Source organism: Actinomadura sp. NAK00032 (assembly GCF_013364275.1).
Lineage (GTDB): Bacteria > Actinomycetota > Actinomycetes > Streptosporangiales > Streptosporangiaceae > Spirillospora.
Map to the genome: position 1 here is coordinate 5,915,136 of NZ_CP054932.1, position 16,961 is coordinate 5,932,096.

A 16,961-nucleotide genomic window follows, 5' to 3' on the forward strand; every position below is an offset into this window, starting at 1 on the left:
GCACTGAACGAAGCAGGGGAGTGATCGATGCGATGACTAAAGATACGGAGCACCGGACGGCGCGGGCCGAATATCGCGACGTGCAATGCCCGGACGTGCGCGCTTGAATAGGGACCGGCATGGCAGGCGTCGGCCCCGCACGTCCCGGAACATGCCGACGAACCGGCGACTACTCGGATGCCATCCGGGCGGCCAGCGAAGGGTTGAGCACGTGGGCGTCGAACAGCAGCACCGAGAGGCCGGGGCGCCGTGAGCCCCCGAACCATTCCGCGCGGAGGTGAGGGGGCGGCACTATGACGCGTGCCTCCCTGGCGGCCGCCCGCCTGCCGCGCGTCAAGCAACTTGCCGAGGAGCGGGGGCCCGCGCTCAAACAAGCATTCGCCCTGCTCCAGAGCGGTGCATTGGTCGGCCCGGCCGGTACACGCCTTCAGCAGACTCTCGTCCGGGCCCACGATGACGCCCGCTCTGGCTTCTACGCGGCATTCGACGCCGTCCACCATCTCGCCGGCGAGGACGGGCCTCCGCCTCGGATCGGTGAGCCGTACATCCCCGGGCCTCCGCGCGGCCGCCCTCCCGGCTCGCCTGCCGAACGCAGCGGCTCCCCGGCAGGCCTGGATCAACTCGGCCGGGCGTTATCCAGCGCGGCCGAGTCCTGGAACGACGCAGCCGCGACCCTGTCACGCATCCTGGCCGACCTCGGATTGAGCACTGCGCCGGTACGGTCCATATCCCGTTCCGCCAACCATGTACGGGCACTGAAACCCGATGTTGACCGACGTAGGGCTGAGCTCCTCAAAACAGACCAGCAGCAAATTGTTCAATCCGCCGTCAAGACGATTCAGGGAATCTTGCCGAAATCCCCCGGAGTCAAGGAAGCGATCGGCAGTCTCTGGGACACCTACGCGCACCGCTACCTCCCAGGTGTGTGGGAAGGCGCGAAAGACATAGGTCTTGGCGGGCTGGCCATAAACCCCTTCAGCGCACCCTTCTACTTTGGTATCAACCGTAAGAGTTGGATGGAGCGCGGGCCCGTCGGCCAGATCAAGGGACTTTTCCTGGGCGTCCAGCATCCTGGCGAGTTCGCCAAGGCCATCGTCAACTGGGAGGATTGGAAGCGCGATCCCGTACACGCGCTCGGCAAGACCGCACCGAGCATCGCGATCACAGCTGCCACCATGGGCACCGGTTCAGGTGCCGGAGTGGGCTCCAAGATCGGCGCCGCGCTTCGAAACGCCGCTAGAAAAGGCACGAAGCCCGATCTTGAGACTGCGGTCCGCGCCGATCCTGCCCCACCACGGCAACCTTCCAATTCGGACCACCCGGGCTCGCATTTCGATGATGAGAGAGCATCAGCCGCCGCACCGGTGCTGTCGGAGAAGGCACTTTCGGCGCTGCGCAACGTCGAGGATGCAGCACAACGCATCGCCGCAAGGTTCGGAGTGAAAGTCGATTTCAGCAGCCATCCGATCGATCCCGCGAATGCACGCGGCATCACTGAGGCCCTCGAGGGAGCAGCCAACGACTACCCGTCCATTTTTCGAGACATGAAAAACGTCAAGGTTCAAAGCCTCGACGAAATGAGAAAAACAAACCCCAGCGCAGGACCCAATACCATGGCACACTCCATCAACGACGGCAGTGGACCAGGACCACAAGGTATATACTTAAACCAGACCAACCTCATGAGCAAGGCCGTCACCGACGCGGTTGCGATCAAAAGAACCGAGGAGGGGTGGTCGGTACCCAAGGGCCTGACAGCCAGGGGAACCTTCTATCACGAATTTGGCCACCAAATCGGCCACCGGATATTGGCGGACCCAAGACTTTGCCAAGAGCTCGCCAGAGAACTAAGGAAAGTCGGAGTTTCAGTAGACGAATTCTCACTGCAAGTCGGCGTTCCCTTCGGTCAGCAGCGACTAGCCGCCGGACTCGGCGAATACGGCACGACGAACGCGAGCGAGATGATCGCCGAAGGGTTTGCAGAGTGGCGCCTCAACGCCCACTCGCGCCCCATATCTGCAACTATCGGACAATTTATCGATAAGCATTTCAAAGGAAAATAATGACAAGCATTATCTTGCCATCCAGCATCTGCAGTTCTTGCAATCTGTTGAAAAAGGTTCCAGATCCCGACTGGAATCCACATGAGGCCAGTGACCTACCGAGAGCAGGAACGATATATTTTTGCACGGCTTTTCCAGATGGAATCCCGGATGATATAAGGTTTCATGGATTCGATCACAGGCTTCCCTATCCGACCGACGAAGGGGTTCGCCATGAACTACGGCCGGGCACCGAGGATCTTCTAACTGCCTTCGAGGAAGAGACTTCCATCGACGTTCGCACCAGAGACGTAACGTCGAGCGCCCGAGCATGGATGCGCAGTATGGTGAAACTGAGAGGCCGCCGACTCAACCTAGTCGCGCGTCTCCTTGACGCAGATCAGCTCACCATCCCAGTGCGCCGTGACTCGAAACCGCTCATCTGGGATCTGAATGACTTCCGCATGCTGGGCGTAAGCCGTACAGGCCCCTTCCAATTGGACTTCCTCGAGTCGGAGAACTTTCAAAGCTGGGGGATCAGTCGCCTTGAGGAGCTCGTCGAAGCCGTCCCTGAGGACGTGTTCTTGTACGTCGACAGAAAAGGTCCCTTGCTACCCATCAGGTCACTCCAGAACTTTAATTTCCCACTGTTCCGCATGATGCAAGACGGCTCCATGGAGCAATTGCGCGAGAAGTTCCCCGACGCTTTGGTCTACCGGTCTGAGGGCGATCGCGCGGTGTTCACATCGCTCCTGGCGTTGGAGGCCTCCAGGGGGATCACCGCAGCGTGGGAACCCGTGCGCGGCCATGACGTGCTGGCGGAGGGAGAGGTCGTGATCGACCCCGGCCACGAACACCAGGTCGCACTGATCCCGTAGAGCCGCCCTTCGAGCAGCTCGGCCCGGGCCGCGCGGCGACCGTCCTCGTCTGCAGCTCGTAGCCCCGTCCCGCTGGTGGGATTACGCAGGTGCGGTCGGGGAAGCCCGTCCGGAAGTGGTGGTGAGCCAGGAAGGACGTATGGGCGACGATTCTTTGATGACCGCGGCTGTTCTGCACCGGCACGGCGGGCCGGACGCCCTGGAGGTACGAGAGGACTGGCCGCTTCCAGAGATCGGTCCAGGTCAGGTGCTCGTTCGGGTGGCTGCGGCAGCGTTGAACAACACCGATATCTGGACGCGGGAAGGTGCCTACGGGCTGCCGGGCCGCCCGGACGCGAAGGCCGGATGGCGTGGCCCGCTGGACTTCCCTCGTGTGCAGGGCGGGGACATCGCCGGCACGGTCACTGCGGTCGGCGACGGTGTCTCCGACGGATGGGTGGGGCGTCGAGTCCTGGTCGATCCGGCGTTCTACGCCGATGAGGGCGAGGACGCGATGCCGGTCGGTCTGCTCGGCAGCGAGGGGGACGGAGGCTTCGCCACCTATGTGGCGGTCGACGCCGTCCGGCTCCACGACATGACCGACTCACCGCTGTCCGACGAAGAACTCGCTGCGCTGCCCGTGGCTTATGGCACAGCGATGGGCATGCTGGAGCGCGCCCGCATCAACAAGGGTGAGACGGTGTTCGTCACTGGCGCGTCCGGTGGTGTCGGCTTCGCCCTCGTTCAGCTCGCGGCCGCGCGTGGCGCGCGGGTACTGGCCTTGACCAGCGGCTCCAAGGCCGAAGCGGTGCGCGACGCCGGCGCGGAAGTCACTCTCTCCCGTGACATTGATCCGGCTGAACTGCAGGGCAGGCTGCGGGCGGCGGCACCCGGTGGGTTGGACGCCGTCGCCGACGTGGCGGGCGGCCCCTGGCTCGAGCGGGTGCTGCCCGCACTGCGCGACGGTGCCCGCTGGGTCATCGCCGGCGCGGTCGCCGGGCCCGTGGTCTCGTTCGACCTGCGTCGCCTCTACCTGCACAACCTCAGCCTCATCGGCTCCTCGATGCACACCCGTGCCCATTTCACGGAACTGGCGGGCCTGGCCCGCACGGGCGCCCTGCGACCGCGCATCGCCGCCAGGTACCCGCTCAGCGACATCCACGCGGCTCAGGAGGAGTTCCGCCATGGCTCGCGCGTCGGCAAGATCGTGATCTTGCCTTGATATCCGGGTACGAGCGGGATCAACGGTTACTGCCGCGGACCGGACGCGTTGGCCGACCGCTGCCGGCCGTCCGGACGGCCGAGTCGGCGTCCCGCCGGGTGTGCCTGGATCAACGGCCGGCGTGATGGCGGGCGTATTCGCGGACGAGGGTGTCGTGGGGCAGGGACGGCCAGCGGCTCAAGGCGCCGGTGAGCCGGTCGACGATCAGAATCGGGCGGGGGCCGTCGGCGGCGGTCGCGGCGCGAGCTATGAAGCCGTCCGGGAACTCTTCGACGATCACCGGGACAGGGCGGGCACCGTGCGCGAAATGGTTGTCGGCGCGGCGCCACGCCTCGGCACGGTCGATCGGGCCTGGGCGGACGGCGTAGGCGGTGAGAACGTCGGCGATCCCCTGCAGCGTGCGGCAGCCGGGCGTCCCGCACCCGTGGCAGATGTCCCGTCCGCGCGCATCGGTGCCGGGGCGGTGTGTCGAAAGGACGCAGGTCAGCGCAGCCGTGCAGGCCAGTACGAGACGGCGGGACGCTCCCAGGAACTCACGGCTGTGGGCATCAAGGCTCCCGCTCCCGTGCTGGACGAGAGCGGCGTCGATGGCGTGGACGTCCGCGCGCATCGCGGCGGTCATCGCGGCGTGGACGCGCCGCTGGACCCGGACATGCGTCCAGGAGGCGGGCTCGGTCACGCGGCCCACTCCCCCGTGAAGACGGCGGTGACCGTGCGGCCCTCGCCGTTGCCGTGCCAGCCCCAGGTCGCGGCGGTCAGGGCGATCGTGCGCAGCCCGCGTCCGGACTCGGCGAGTTCACCGGCGTCGACGGCGGCGGGCTCGGCGGGCCCACCCTGGTCGGTGACCGACACGGCGACGAGGCCGCCGTCCTGGGCGATCTCGACGGTGAAGAAGCCACCGTCCTGACCGGACTTCGTGTGCCGCAGCGCGTTCACGACGAGTTCGTCGGCGGCGAGCAGGACGTCGTCGAGGTAGGGGCAGCCGGCCAGAAGGCAGCCGACGAACCGGCGGACGTCGCGGGCCTGCTCGGGCCCGCCGGGGAAGGAACGCCGCCACCGCAGCGGCGCCGGCTGCACCGCCGGAAGCATCGTCAGAGACATCGGAACACTCCTGATCATGGGCGTGGAGGTTGCGGAGCGCTCGGGTCTCCCCTGCTCCGCACACCGATCGTCACAGGAAGTCGCCTAACGGTCACGCAAAATCGGCTCACTCGGGGGCCTGCACGGTGGATCGGCACGGACGGAGCTCACCGACTCAAATCCCGCACGCGCGATATTCGCGTGCGCGCATCGGATGACCCCGTCATGGAGCGGCCGCGGCCGTCGTGCCCCGCCCGTCCGGCCCGTCCGGCCCGTCCGCGACGATCTGCCGGGCGAGCGCGGTGACCTGACCCCGGAGACCTTCGGGGGGCGCCGACAGGTCGAGCGCGGTCTCCACGATCTGAACGCCCCCGGTGCCGGTGACGACGTGGCTGTGGGTCTCGGTTTTCGACGCGTACACCAAGTAGGCGCGGTTCAGCCTCATCGCCGTGCAGTAGGCGAGCATCTGGTAGAGGTCTTGCTGCGGCGTGTCCCCGGTCTTGTACTTGACGTCCACGACCGCGAGAGGACTGCCTTCGGCGGTGGAGAGGACGAGGTCGGGGCGAAGCCGCACCCGGTGCGCGAGGTCGAGATGGTGGCGCTCGTCCTGGAGCCTCACCGTCCCGCCGTACGGTCGGAGCGCCTCGGCGAGGGCGACGCAGACGAAGTCCTCGAAGACCCGCCACATCTCCAGCATCAGCCCGTCCACACGGACGGCGATACCATCAGCGAGTTCGTAGGACGCGCCGCGCAGCACGAGGTCGGCGATCCCCAGGGCGGTCTGGTAGCGGCTGTTGAGCCGGGACGGTGTCCAGGCCGGCGGCGGGCGCCCGGGAACGAGCCGTTCCACGCCGTCCAGCCGCAGCGGCAGGTGGCGCAGCAGCCGGCGGGTGCCCTGCGGGACGCCCGGCAGGCGCAGCAGCCGGTGAGTCGCGGCGAGCAGGATCCGGTTCTCGGGGATGTCGACGGTGTAGTCGTCGTAGCGCACCTCGACCGGCACCGGGAATCCGTGGCGCCGCTGGATCTGCTCTTTGACGCGGATGCGGCCGCGCACCACCGGCAGCGCCTCCTCCGTCTCGCGGTAGCCGAGGAGGACGCCCTGGCCGAGGGCCCGTTCGGCGGCCCGGGCGAACGCGTGGGCGAGCGCGGGCAGCAGCTCGGTCCGCTCGCCGGCGTCGACCTCCTCCCGCCTCCAGCCGCGCGCCTTCCGCGCGTAGCCGAGCAGGTGGAACAGGCGGTCGATCGGCGTCTTCGGCCGGACGCGAATCTCCACCTGGCCATGCGGGGGGCCGATCCGGGCGGCGCCGACCAGGCCGTTGTCGCGCAGTCTCCAGAGCCCGGCGCGGGGGCCGGGCGCGATACGCACCATGTCGGTGGCGGCCAGGATCGCCGCCTGCTCCGCCGTGAGTTCATACTCCGTCCAGGCGCCGCCCTCGCCCAGGTGGACGACGGTCACGTCAGTCGCCGCCGCAGCGCGTCCAGGCCGTACCTCGCTTGGACGTCGGTGCCGTCGCCGTAGTGGTGTTCCTCCAGGAGCGGCAGGATCTGCGTCCGCCAGATCCGCTGGAGGCCGGCCTCGGTGGCCGCGCTCTCCCGCATCAGGTAGGACGGGCCGATCTTGAAGTCGCGGTCGTCGATGCGGCCGTTCAGCTCCGCGAGCAGCCGCGCCGGCTCGTCGCCCAGCCCTTCCCTCCGCAGCCAGCGCAGGAGGATCTCGTTCGTCGGCGGCTCGTCCGGGTGGAGTTCGACGAACCAGAAGCGGCGCCGCATGGCCGCGTCCACGAGGGCGATGGAGCGGTCGGCGGTGTTCATCGTGCCGATGATGATGACGTTGCGCGGCAGCGTGAATCCCTGGTCGTCCTCGGTACCGTAGAGCAGGTTGACGGGTTCGCCCCGGTACTCCAGCAGGAAGTACAGTTCCCCGAAGATCTTCGCGAGGTTGCCCCGGTTGATCTCGTCGATGATCAGGACGTAGGGGCGTCCGGGGTGGGCCAGCGCCGCGCTGACCAGCCGCCGGAAGGGGCCGCGCACGAGGTCGAACGAGATCGTCCCGTCCTCGGACCTCGCCGGCCGGTACCCCTCGAAGAAGTCCTCGTAGGAGTAGGCCGGATGGAACTGGACGAGCTGGACGCACTCCGGCCGTCCGGAGGTGAGGTGACGGGCGAGCCGCCGCGCCAGATGGGTCTTCCCGGTGCCGGGCGGCCCGTAGAGGATGAGCTGCGGGCGCTCGCGGAGCAGTTCGACGCACTCCTGCAGCCAGTCCCGGCCGATGAGCAGCTTCGCTGCGAGATCGTCGGTCGCGTCGGGGACGCGCATCGTCCGCTCGGCCACTTCGACGTGCGCACCGAGCAGCTTCTCGAGTTCCGGCACGAACATGGTCAGCTCGACGATCTCGGTGTCGGGATTGCCGACCAGGACGGAGAACTCGTCGGGAAGGTCCTCGTAATCGATGGGCCGGTCGGTGTTGCGCCATTCCACGGCGCGCTGCAGATTGGCGCGCTCTCCCACACTGCTGACGAAGGACGGAAGTCCCGCGATCTCCCCGAGGTAGATGTCGCTGCCGTTGTTGGTGACGACGATGTCGTCCTCTCCCATGCGGGAGAGGAAGGCGTGGAACGCGGTGGTCAGCCGCCGCCGATCCTGCGTGCCGACATCGGAGTAGTCGTCCCGCACCGCTTCCTCGACGTCCTCGCGGGACGCCCCGGGCGGCAGGTCGCGCAGCCGGGACGCCGGCAGTGAGCACACTCCCTCGGCCAGCCACAGGTCGAGGATCAGTTCGTCCGGCGCCCGGACCAGCCACGCGCGGCGGGACCGTGCCTCCTCATCGCCGTCCGGAATGGCCATGATCTGGAGTTCGGTGGCGTGCAGCCGGTGGTGCGCGTCGGCCCGGCCGCCGGCCGGGCCGTCCACCAGGGGGACGGAGTCGTCGTCCAGCAGCCGGAGCCATTCCTCCCGTTCCCGCTCGGTGAGGTGCGCTTCGCGCGGCAGGCTTCCGTCGTCGGCGAGCAGCCGGTGCCAGCCTTCCGGCCGGTTGCCGCGAAGCAGCCCGACCAGGGCGGCCGTCTCGATGCCGGCCTCGGACGCCACGTCCGCCACCGATGCCCACACCCCGTCCGGCAGGACGTCGAGGCAGTCGACCGCGGCTTGGAACCGGACCTTGTTCCGCTTCCAGTAGTTGTAGGCGCTGCGCGCTTTTCGGTAGAACGCCACGGGGTCGGGGTCTTCGCGCAAGGCTGCGCGCCCGAGGCCGGTCGCCCACCATTTCTTGGCGTGCCTGTACATGTATCCGGCCCGCTGCAGCCTGACGGTCGCGAACCGGAACTGGAGACTCGAGCCGCTTTCCCAGCCTTCGTCGCCCGACAGCGCACGCCAACGGGTCTCCAGGTCCGGATTCGCCGCTAAGACCCGGTCGTACAGCGCGGTGGTGCCGAACCCCTCCGGAGGGGCGAACGGGTCGGGGGCGAACGGGTCGGGGGCCACCAGGGTTCGCACGGCGGCGAAGGCCATCTCCGCGACGGCATCGGTACGGTCGGTCACCCGATCAAGGTTCGCAGCCGCATGCCGGCCTCGCCGGGGATTCGCCGCTTCCGGCCCCCGCGCGGTCCTGCCCCCGCACCGTCGGCGGCCGTGGCCGGCGGGGGCGGCGCCTCCGGGCGGGGCACCGGCTTCTCCGGCCGCGGCGGGGTCAGTCGAGGAGGGCGGTGGCTTCGACTTCGACCAGGACGTCCTCCTCGAAGAGGGAGTCGACACCGATGAGGGACGCCGGGGGCATCGGCAGCCGCAGCCCGATCTCGTCGGCGACGGCCTCCACGCCGGCCATGAAGTCGCCGATCTTGTCGGGGCTCCAGTTCGTGACGTAGAAGGTCAGGCGCAGCACGTCGCCGAACGTCGCGCCCGCTCCCGCCAGGCCGGTCGCGGTGTTGCGCAGGGCATGGGCGACCTGCCCGGCCAGGTCGCCGGGAGCCACGGGGGTGCTGTCGGCCTGGCGGGCGACCTGTCCGCTGACGTGCACGTGGCGGGTCCCGGTGCCCACGGCCACGTGGTGGTAGGGGGCGGGCCGCAGCATGCCTTCGGGAGTGAGGTACTGGACGGACATGGGGTTTCCTCCTTGCGTTAGGTATCACTAAGATACTTAGTGCAAGAAGGACACTTCAACGAAACCAGGTTTCACCATGGATACCGACCGCGAGATCCAGATCGAGGCCGGGCACCGTGAGCTGCTCGACCAGGTCCTCGACAAGTGGTCGCTCAGCGTCCTGAGCGAACTGTGCGAGCGCCCCTGCCGCTTCAACGAGCTCCGCCGGGCCATCCCCGCGGTCACCCAGAAGTCGCTGACCGCCACTCTGCGGCGCCTGGAGCGCAACGGCGTCGTCGAACGCCAGGTCACCTCCACCCGCCCGGTCGCGATCACCTACCGGATCACCCCGCTCGGCAAGACCCTCCGCCACCCCGTCGACGTCCTGCAGGCTTGGGCCTCCGAGCACATGGCGGCCATCGAACGCGCCCGCGACGCCTTCGACGCCCAGGAGGATGCAGAAAGCTGAATTCGAAGCTCCTGCGAGATCGCCCGGCCGATCTCGTCAATGGGGAGGACGTAGTTCCGTATAGGCGCGGCCGGCTTCCGCAGTGATCGAAGGGCCCTGAAGGCCAGCGGGCATCCGCCCGACCACCTGAGGCGGCCATGGAACACGCGCGTGGGGCGGGCGAAGGACAGGTGAAGGCGCCTTTCACCCTCCATCACCACAGCATCACCGTACGTTACAAAACGCCTCCCAAAGCCGAGTCCGATAGCGGACACGGCGGGGATGGCGTCTATTACCCGCACGGCACTACTCACAGACGTGGGCCGTGTCTACGGTCTCACTGTAAGCATCATGTCTAGTGCGGCATCGCTCCCGGCCGCAGGAGCGGGAACTGCATGGGCGGTTGGCGCAACCAACTCTACTACGGCGACAACCTCGACATCCTCCGGCGGCATTTCGATGAAGGCTGCGTCGATCTCGTCTACCTGGATCCGCCGTTCAACTCCAACCGCTCTTACAATGTCCTCTTCCGACACAAGAGCGGCCAGGAATCGCAGGCGCAGATCGAGGCGTTCGACGACACCTGGGCCTGGAGCCAGGAAAGTGAGCGGGCGTATCTGGAACTGGTGAACGGCGGTGCCCCGCCCAGGGTCGGGGAGGCCATCCATGCGATGCGCCGGCTCGTCGGCGAGAATGATGTCCTTGCCTACCTGGTGATGATGACAGCCCGGCTGGTGGAGCTCCATCGCGTCCTCAAGCCGACAGGCTCCCTGTACCTACACTGCGACCCTACGGCAAGCCATTACCTCAAAACGATCCTGGACTCCATATTCGGCCCGTCCAGGTTTAGCAATGAGCTTGTCTGGTGCCGAACGTCCGCAAAAGGACTCTTCACCCGACGCTTCCCCACCAACCACGATGTCATCCTGGCCTACCGGAAAAGCGAGTCGGCAACATGGAACGACGATGCCGCCTTCATTCCCTACGATCCAGAGAACCTACCGCCGAAGACTGCCGCGAAGTACTGCCACCGCGATGCCGATGGACGGCGATACGAACTCAAGGACATCACGAGCCCGAACCCTGACCGTCCGAACCTGACCTACGAGTTCCTCGGTGTCACGCGAGTATGGCGATGGACAAGGGACCGAATGCAGCGGGCGTACGATGACGGCCTGATCGTACAGACCGCGCCGGGGCGTGTTCCGCGCTACAAGAGGTACCTGGACGAACTGCGCGGCGCACCATTGGGCGACGTGTGGGCCGACATCCCACCAATCAATTCGCAGGCGGCCGAACGCCTGGGGTACCCGACGCAGAAGCCGATAGCCCTGCTCGAGCGCATCATCACGTCCAGCAGCAACCCGGGCGACATCGTCCTAGACCCTTTCTGCGGGTGCGGAACGGCCATCGATGCCGCGCAGAAACTGGGTCGGCGCTGGATGGGGATCGACATCACCTACCTGGCCGTCGACCTGATCGAGAAACGCCTGAGAGGCGTCTACGGCAACTCGGTGATGAACGAGTTCACGGTGAACGGCATCCCGAAGGACGTGGAGGCGGCGCAGGCTCTCTGGAACCGGTCGCCCTTCGAGTTCGAGCGCTGGGCCGTGTCCCAGATCGATGCGCAGCCGAACGAACGGCAGGTGGGTGACCGGGGCTTCGACGGCATCATCAGGTTCCCGATCGACGGGAAGGGCGGTACCAACCGAATTCTCGTGTCGGTTAAGGGCGGAAAGCGGCTCGGGCCGCACATGGTCCGCGACCTCATGGGCGCCGTCCACAACCACCAGGCGGCAGGCGGAGTTCTGATCACGCTGGAGCAGCCGACGCAGGGCATGCTCGACGCCGCCAACCATTCCGGTCTGTTCGAGGTCGAGCGGCATGGGCGGGCGTACCCCAAACTTCAGCTCATCACCGTCCCGGAACTGCTACAGGGGAGGCGCCCCGAGTTGCCGCCCGTACTGCTGCCGTACGTCCAGGCACAGCGCAGGCCCGCCAATCCGGACCAGCTCATGCTGGGCGCGTAGACGGTCACTGCGATCGGAGCTCGAGCGGGCGGCACCTTGAGATGCGCATGGTGGCAGGCGATCGCAGTGCCGACGTGGCCCGTCAACCTCAGTCGCCGTACTCGTGCAGAAGCTTCAAAGCGTTGCGCAATTTTCCGACGGCATCCAAGGGCAGTGGATCGGGGTTGAAGTGCATGACATCGTTGCGTATTTCACGGAGCTCGTTGAGTCGTTTGCCGAGGGTAGGGCGATCCAGGGGCCAGCCGAGCTGCTCCCACATGCCGGGATTCTCCAGCACACGCTGATAGTCCCCCATGGACAGATCGTCATAGGACGTCATTCTTCGCGTCGAGTCGGGGTCGCAGAGCTTGATGACATCCTCGATACTGTAGGTTTTCGCGACGACACGCCGAAGTGCCTGGTCCAGCTCACCGATCAGGAAAAACGGAGTGGCGAGCTCTCCGTAAGCGCGCACGACATCGGTCGTGGTGACGATCCCCGAAATCAGGTCCTTGTCATCTCGAACAAAAACGAACTCTGCCGCCTCCAGCGTCTGGAGAATATCGATGAGTTCTGTGTCATAGCGCGCTACCTGGGCCTCGATGATCGCGTCGGCGAAACTTGCAGCAGGGCTGGCATGGCGTGCCTGGGCGATTGATTTCCAGGTCACTGCCCCGCACAGTTTCCGCGGACCGCTCATGACCGCAACCTGTGAGTAGTCGTTCAGGAGCATGAGGGTGATGGCTTCCTCGAAGGTCGCTTCAGGCTTCACCGCCACAACCCCGCCGAGGGCCGACGGGAGGTTCCCAACAGTGAGCACCATCCCGGCTTCCTCGGAGTCGTCCGCCTCCGTGAGCGCGGATTCGGCGCCTGCGGCTTCATCGGTGGCCTCCTCCGGTACGCCTTCCAGCTTGACAGTCGCATCGACAGTGACCTTGCGAAACCCTGGGACGGTGGCCAGCCCGTGGTTGGCGAGGTCGGCTTCGATGTGCTGGCTGATCCGATAGCCGCGGGCGGCGGCGCCCCAGAGTGCGAGAAGATCTCTTACCGTGATCTCGACGGGGTCTCCGCTATCGGCTCTGGCGCGGGCATCTTTGAGGAACTCGTGCCTGCGCTGGAGAGCAGGAATGGTGGTCGCGCCCGACTCGTCCCCGTCCACAGGCTGCGCGGCAGGCGACTCGGCGGCTACCTCATCGAGGAGTTTCTGACGAAGGGAGTCCAGGGAGCGATTCGATGAGTCGACCACCCAGGCGTGCCACCCGTCGATAGCGCTCACGCCAGCCGCCACGACCGCCGCACGTGAGGGCGACCTAAAGATCTGCCCGTTTTGGAGCACTATCTGGCCATCAGCGGAGATCTCGGCATAGTGGGTTTCATTAAGGCGGACTCGATCGAATCGCAGGCGGGTACCAGCTTCGATGAGACCTCTCTTGATGAGATCCGGGATCGTGACGCGCCGGCCGTCAAGAAGATATTCGGACCTGGAATTAGCGCCTTCAGACACTGCAAACCTCCGCAATTGGGGACGTACCGCCGGGGGGATCACCTGGCAGCCTACCGAGGCGGTGACCGCGGACCCGGCCGATTATGCCTTCCGTGCAGCACCACCCAGTGAGGCGGCGACGCGGAACCGTCGGAGCGGAACGAGGACCGGGCGCCGTGCGCAGCGGATCCTTCCACCGGCCGCAGGCCGACCGTCCCCGCTGTGAGGGTCGCGCTCCGTACGGAGATGGTCGATTGGCCGGTCGAGGCCCGCTGGTGTCAGGGGTGGCGGTCAGCGGACGCACAGCTTGGGCCGGTGAACTGACGACGCGGGAGCCACCTAGACTCCCATATCGCCCACTTTAGGACCAATAGGGCATGTTCCTATCGCCTGGATATCCCTGTCTTCCAGGTCGCATTGTTCTGCGGTGTCCCGTCTGACGGATGAAGTCGTCGGACGATCAAGATCTGAGGCAGCGATATGCAGGCGGGGACGCCCTGAGCGAATATCCGCACGTGCACAGTTCGGTCGTGCACGATTTCATAGGGGCAGGTGTGGTGTGACGTCGGCCCCGCGCGTCACCGGACACGCCGCGCGAGCCGTGCGACGGGCCGGCTCGCCTCCCTCAGCGGAAGGGCCCTCGGCGTGGGCGTGGAGAAGGGCGGCGGGACCGACACCCGCACCGAGGACGCGGACACCCCCGCGAACCGCGACCGCTCCCCCGCACCGCCACCCGACAACCCCGGCTCGCCCCGCCAGCAGTCCCGCCTGGAAAGCCGCGCCCGGTCGAGGCAGGAAGGCAACGGGTCGCCGCCCGCCGAGGGCAACGGCGGTGGCGACCGGACCGGCGGGCAGCGTGACGCCAGGTCCGGCTCCGCCCAGGGCGGCGCGGCCGGGAATGCGGAGACGTCCGGGAAAGCGGAGACGTCCGGGAAAGCGGAGACCGGGCAGGCCGGTCAGCGGGACCGGGAACCGCGATCACGGAACGGCGGAGCCGGGAGCGCCACCGCGTCCGGCGGACGCGACCGCCCCCAAGGCCCACCGTCCGAACAGGACACCGACGCCCGCGCCGAACCCGCCGATCGGGCCGCGCCGCCAGGGCGGCAGTGCAGGCTGCCGGCCGACAACCCCGGGGCGCCCACCCAGCCGTCCCGGCTGGAGAGCCGCGCCCGCACCCGCGAACTCCAGCAGCAGGGGACCGCGCAGAACACCGAAGGCACCGGAGCGCAGCCGGGCGAGGCACGCGACAACCGTCCCGCCCCACCGCAGGAAGCGAACCGAGCCGACACAGCACAGCCGCCCGGCCGGACGGAGACCGGCGGCGCGTCGGGCGGCGAGCGAGACCGGCCCGTCTCTCAGCCGTCCGGCGAGCAGCCCGGCCTACCTACGCCGGAGACCGCGCGCCCGCAGGACCGAGAGCACCCGCCGCTCCCCCGCCAGGACGACGCCGCCGCACCATCCGACAGCGGCACACCGCCGGGGACCGAGCAGAACCCGCAAGGCTCGGACGAATTGGGTGCGGACGAGCAGGGCGACAGCCGACTCCGTCCCGAACCGTCCGCCGAGACCGGCGACCGGACCACCGGCCCCGCGCAAACCCCACCGGACCGCACGCACGGCGCCCCTGAGCCCGCAGGCCAGGTCGCCGAACCCGTGCGGGAGACCGGGGCGAGTCCGCAGGCGTCGGACGGGCCCGCCGACAGCGGCCAGGCGACCCCGCCCGAGGCACCCGAACCGACCAACACCGACAAGACCGGCGAGTCCGCTACCGAGCAGCCGGGCGAGTCCGCCACCGACGTCCCCGATGGCGCAACCACCGGCGATGCCCCGGCCGCCTCCCGGGAAGACGAGCCCGTCCAGCCCGGCACAGAGCCCCACGACGCCTCAGCAGGCGGCACCGCCCCCGATAGTGCAACGGACGACCAGCGCAGCACCGATGACGCGTCGCCCCCGTCCGGAGAAACCGACCAGAGCGAGGGGGCGCCGGAACCCTCCGGCGAACACGACGGCGACCATGGTAAGAAAGGCCAGGACGACGGCCCCGAACAGAACCCGGACGAAACCAATCAGATAAAACCGGAGGTTCCCGGCAATCCCATTATCTCCGATGTCCACACCGACAGCCGCGGCCAAGTCCACGTCGAGCCTCGATATGGGCGGGAGCACACTGGCGAGCCGGGCACAGAACTAGCCCGGAACCAACCGGAGACAACGGAACCCGCACAACTTCCCGACCGCGAAGATCTTGACCCGGTAGGGGCAGAAGGCGGCGAGGCCGGACGCGGCGAACTCCGCGACCCTGAGAACGACCCCGAAAACCGCGACTACCGAGAAGGCGATGCCGATAAGCCTTCGAGACGACTCGATCTGGCCCGCGAGGCCTTCGCGGATGCCGATAACATCAAGGATTCCATAGACAAACTCACCGACCCATCCCAAAAGCACCTGGAACGAGTGCAGCCTACCGGACAGAAATGCGGCGCTCGCCCAAATTTCGATCACATAAAGACAGGAGATTCTCCACTGCAAATAGGGAATGCCGCGATCGGCATTTTCACCACCGGGGTCTTGGCGGTGGAAGCCGGGCGCAGGGGCATGAGACTGGTCCGCAACATACTAAGGAGAAACTATGACCGTAACTGATGATCAGGCTGCAACGTTGCGCGCCCAACTTGCGGGGCGGGTCGACGAGCATCGGCGCCTTACAAAGCAACTCGATCCCGAGCAGGCCAAACTTGGATACGCCGCCCTGGTAGCCGCAGCCTTCATCGTGGCCGTTGAGCGACGCTTCATGAAAGATGGTCGGATTTCAGACGACGCAGAGGTGATCGACTTCGTGGCAAGCGCCCGCGAACGAAGCGACGACTCAGCAGATATCATCGATCCCGAGATAGCAGAAACGATGATCCTCCACCTGCTCGGCAGAGGGTCTGTAGCCGGAATAAACGAGAACACCAAGTTTGAGCACCAGATCATCCTGCTCGCCGCACTGGTCGGTCAAGCCCAACTCAACGACTCCGAGCTCGACACTTTCATGACCGAAGCGAGGTCCCTGGCCGACCAGATTCTTGCGTAATGGACATATCTGCCGTCAGGATCGGCGAGGAGAACATCTTCGCGTTACGGTCGTTTCTATTGGAAGGTCCGCAGGCTTGGATCCCTCTGCAAGACGAGATGCAGAAGGACGATGAGACGGCGGCGGGATACAACTGGCTGCTGTTCGGGGCGTTCGAGGTTGCGGTGCGGCGGAGGTTCGCGCCGACCTACACCGTCGGCCAGATCGTCCGCCTCGTCGCCGACCTGCGGATCAGGCTCGGCGAGGACGCGGACGCGGTCAACCCGATCGTCGCCGAGGACATGATCCGTCGTGCCGTCGATGCTCCCCCGCTCAAGGCCGACGTGCCGGACGACCTCACGGCCACGCTGAACGCCCAGGTCTGCATCCTGCTGTACCTCGTCGGCGAGGCGGACTTCGACCGGGCGGGGCTGGAGCAGTTCATCGACGAGACCACCGGCTACACCGAGCAGTGGCTCGCCGCACGGCGAAGCGAGCAGGCCGAGCAGCGACAGGCGACCGCCGCACCTGGCGCTCCCGCCCGCCCCGAGACAGACCGGTCTCCGCACTCGGCCGCCCGCGACCAGCCCGGCTGAGGATTACGCGGCCATCGACTCCTTGGACGGATCGCCACGTCGTTGCCTTGCGGCGAGTCGATACTTCCGTTGAGCTCATTCCCAACAACCGCAA

The 16,961-nt window shown here is 66.9% G+C and carries 14 protein-coding genes; 8 read left to right on the forward strand and 6 right to left on the reverse strand.

The features are described from left to right. Nucleotides 1-293 precede the first annotated feature (293 nt). The 3 genes from HUT06_RS27480 (at nt 294) to HUT06_RS27490 (ending at nt 4,121) form a co-directional block, all read left to right on the forward strand. Nucleotides 294-2,063, forward strand: coding sequence for a hypothetical protein (locus HUT06_RS27480; protein WP_176198355.1), 1,770 nt, complete (start codon nt 294-296; stop codon nt 2,061-2,063). A 323-nt stretch (nt 2,064-2,386) separates the two neighbouring features. Then, nucleotides 2,387-2,920, forward strand: a complete 534-nt coding sequence (locus HUT06_RS27485; protein ID WP_176198356.1) for a hypothetical protein — start codon at nt 2,387-2,389, stop codon at nt 2,918-2,920. A gap of 139 nt (nt 2,921-3,059) precedes the next feature. Beyond that, nucleotides 3,060-4,121 carry a zinc-binding dehydrogenase gene (locus tag HUT06_RS27490; RefSeq protein WP_217711484.1) on the forward strand — a complete coding sequence of 354 codons (1,062 nt, stop codon included), beginning with the start codon at nt 3,060-3,062 and terminating at the stop codon, nt 4,119-4,121. A gap of 109 nt (nt 4,122-4,230) precedes the next feature. Here the strand turns inward: HUT06_RS27490 and HUT06_RS27495 are convergent, their stop codons facing one another. The 5 genes from HUT06_RS27495 to HUT06_RS27515 all read right to left on the reverse strand — a co-directional run bounded on the left by HUT06_RS27495 (nt 4,231) and on the right by HUT06_RS27515 (nt 9,297). Beyond that, nucleotides 4,231-4,800, reverse strand: coding sequence for a hypothetical protein (locus HUT06_RS27495; RefSeq protein WP_176198357.1), 570 nt, complete (start codon nt 4,798-4,800; stop codon nt 4,231-4,233). Next, the gene (locus HUT06_RS27500; RefSeq protein ID WP_176198358.1) at nt 4,797-5,222 is read right to left on the reverse strand and encodes an ATP-binding protein; all 426 of its coding nucleotides are present in this window, start codon (nt 5,220-5,222) and stop codon (nt 4,797-4,799) included. Before HUT06_RS27500 ends, HUT06_RS27495 begins: the two co-directional genes overlap by 4 nt. Before the next feature lie 202 nt (nt 5,223-5,424). Further along, a complete protein-coding gene (locus HUT06_RS27505) occupies nt 5,425-6,657 on the reverse strand; it encodes an McrC family protein (RefSeq protein WP_176198359.1) in 1,233 nt (410 codons plus the stop codon). Beyond that, a complete protein-coding gene (locus tag HUT06_RS27510; protein ID WP_176198360.1) occupies nt 6,654-8,738 on the reverse strand; it encodes an McrB family protein in 2,085 nt (694 codons plus the stop codon). The genes HUT06_RS27505 and HUT06_RS27510 overlap by 4 nt, the downstream gene beginning before the upstream one ends. A 148-nt stretch (nt 8,739-8,886) precedes the next feature. After that, nucleotides 8,887-9,297 (reverse strand): RidA family protein, encoded by a 411-nt coding sequence (locus tag HUT06_RS27515; protein WP_176198361.1) that lies wholly within the window; start codon nt 9,295-9,297, stop codon nt 8,887-8,889. Between the two features lie 76 nt (nt 9,298-9,373). Between HUT06_RS27515 and HUT06_RS27520 the strand changes: the two genes are divergently transcribed. Next, on the forward strand, nt 9,374-9,745 hold the full coding sequence (locus HUT06_RS27520; protein WP_176198362.1) for a helix-turn-helix domain-containing protein: 372 nt from the start codon (nt 9,374-9,376) through the stop codon (nt 9,743-9,745). Between the two features lie 374 nt (nt 9,746-10,119). Next, on the forward strand, nt 10,120-11,754 hold the full coding sequence (locus tag HUT06_RS27525) for a DNA methyltransferase (protein ID WP_176198363.1): 1,635 nt from the start codon (nt 10,120-10,122) through the stop codon (nt 11,752-11,754). An 88-nt stretch (nt 11,755-11,842) separates the two neighbouring features. Here HUT06_RS27525 and HUT06_RS27530 read toward each other — a convergent pair whose 3' ends face one another. Continuing rightward, nucleotides 11,843-13,237, reverse strand: coding sequence for a CBS domain-containing protein (locus HUT06_RS27530; protein ID WP_217711485.1), 1,395 nt, complete (start codon nt 13,235-13,237; stop codon nt 11,843-11,845). Nucleotides 13,238-13,861: 624 nt separating this feature from the next. Between HUT06_RS27530 and HUT06_RS27535 the strand changes: the two genes are divergently transcribed. The 3 genes from HUT06_RS27535 to HUT06_RS27545 all read left to right on the forward strand — a co-directional run bounded on the left by HUT06_RS27535 (nt 13,862) and on the right by HUT06_RS27545 (nt 16,867). Next, nucleotides 13,862-15,859, forward strand: a complete 1,998-nt coding sequence (locus HUT06_RS27535; RefSeq protein WP_176198364.1) for a hypothetical protein — start codon at nt 13,862-13,864, stop codon at nt 15,857-15,859. Continuing rightward, nucleotides 15,846-16,292 (forward strand): hypothetical protein, encoded by a 447-nt coding sequence (locus HUT06_RS27540; RefSeq protein ID WP_176198365.1) that lies wholly within the window; start codon nt 15,846-15,848, stop codon nt 16,290-16,292. Before HUT06_RS27535 ends, HUT06_RS27540 begins: the two co-directional genes overlap by 14 nt. A 98-nt stretch (nt 16,293-16,390) precedes the next feature. Beyond that, complete coding sequence (locus tag HUT06_RS27545) at nt 16,391-16,867, forward strand: hypothetical protein (RefSeq protein WP_176198366.1); 477 nt, start codon at nt 16,391-16,393, stop codon at nt 16,865-16,867. Nucleotides 16,868-16,961: the final 94 nt, after the last annotated feature.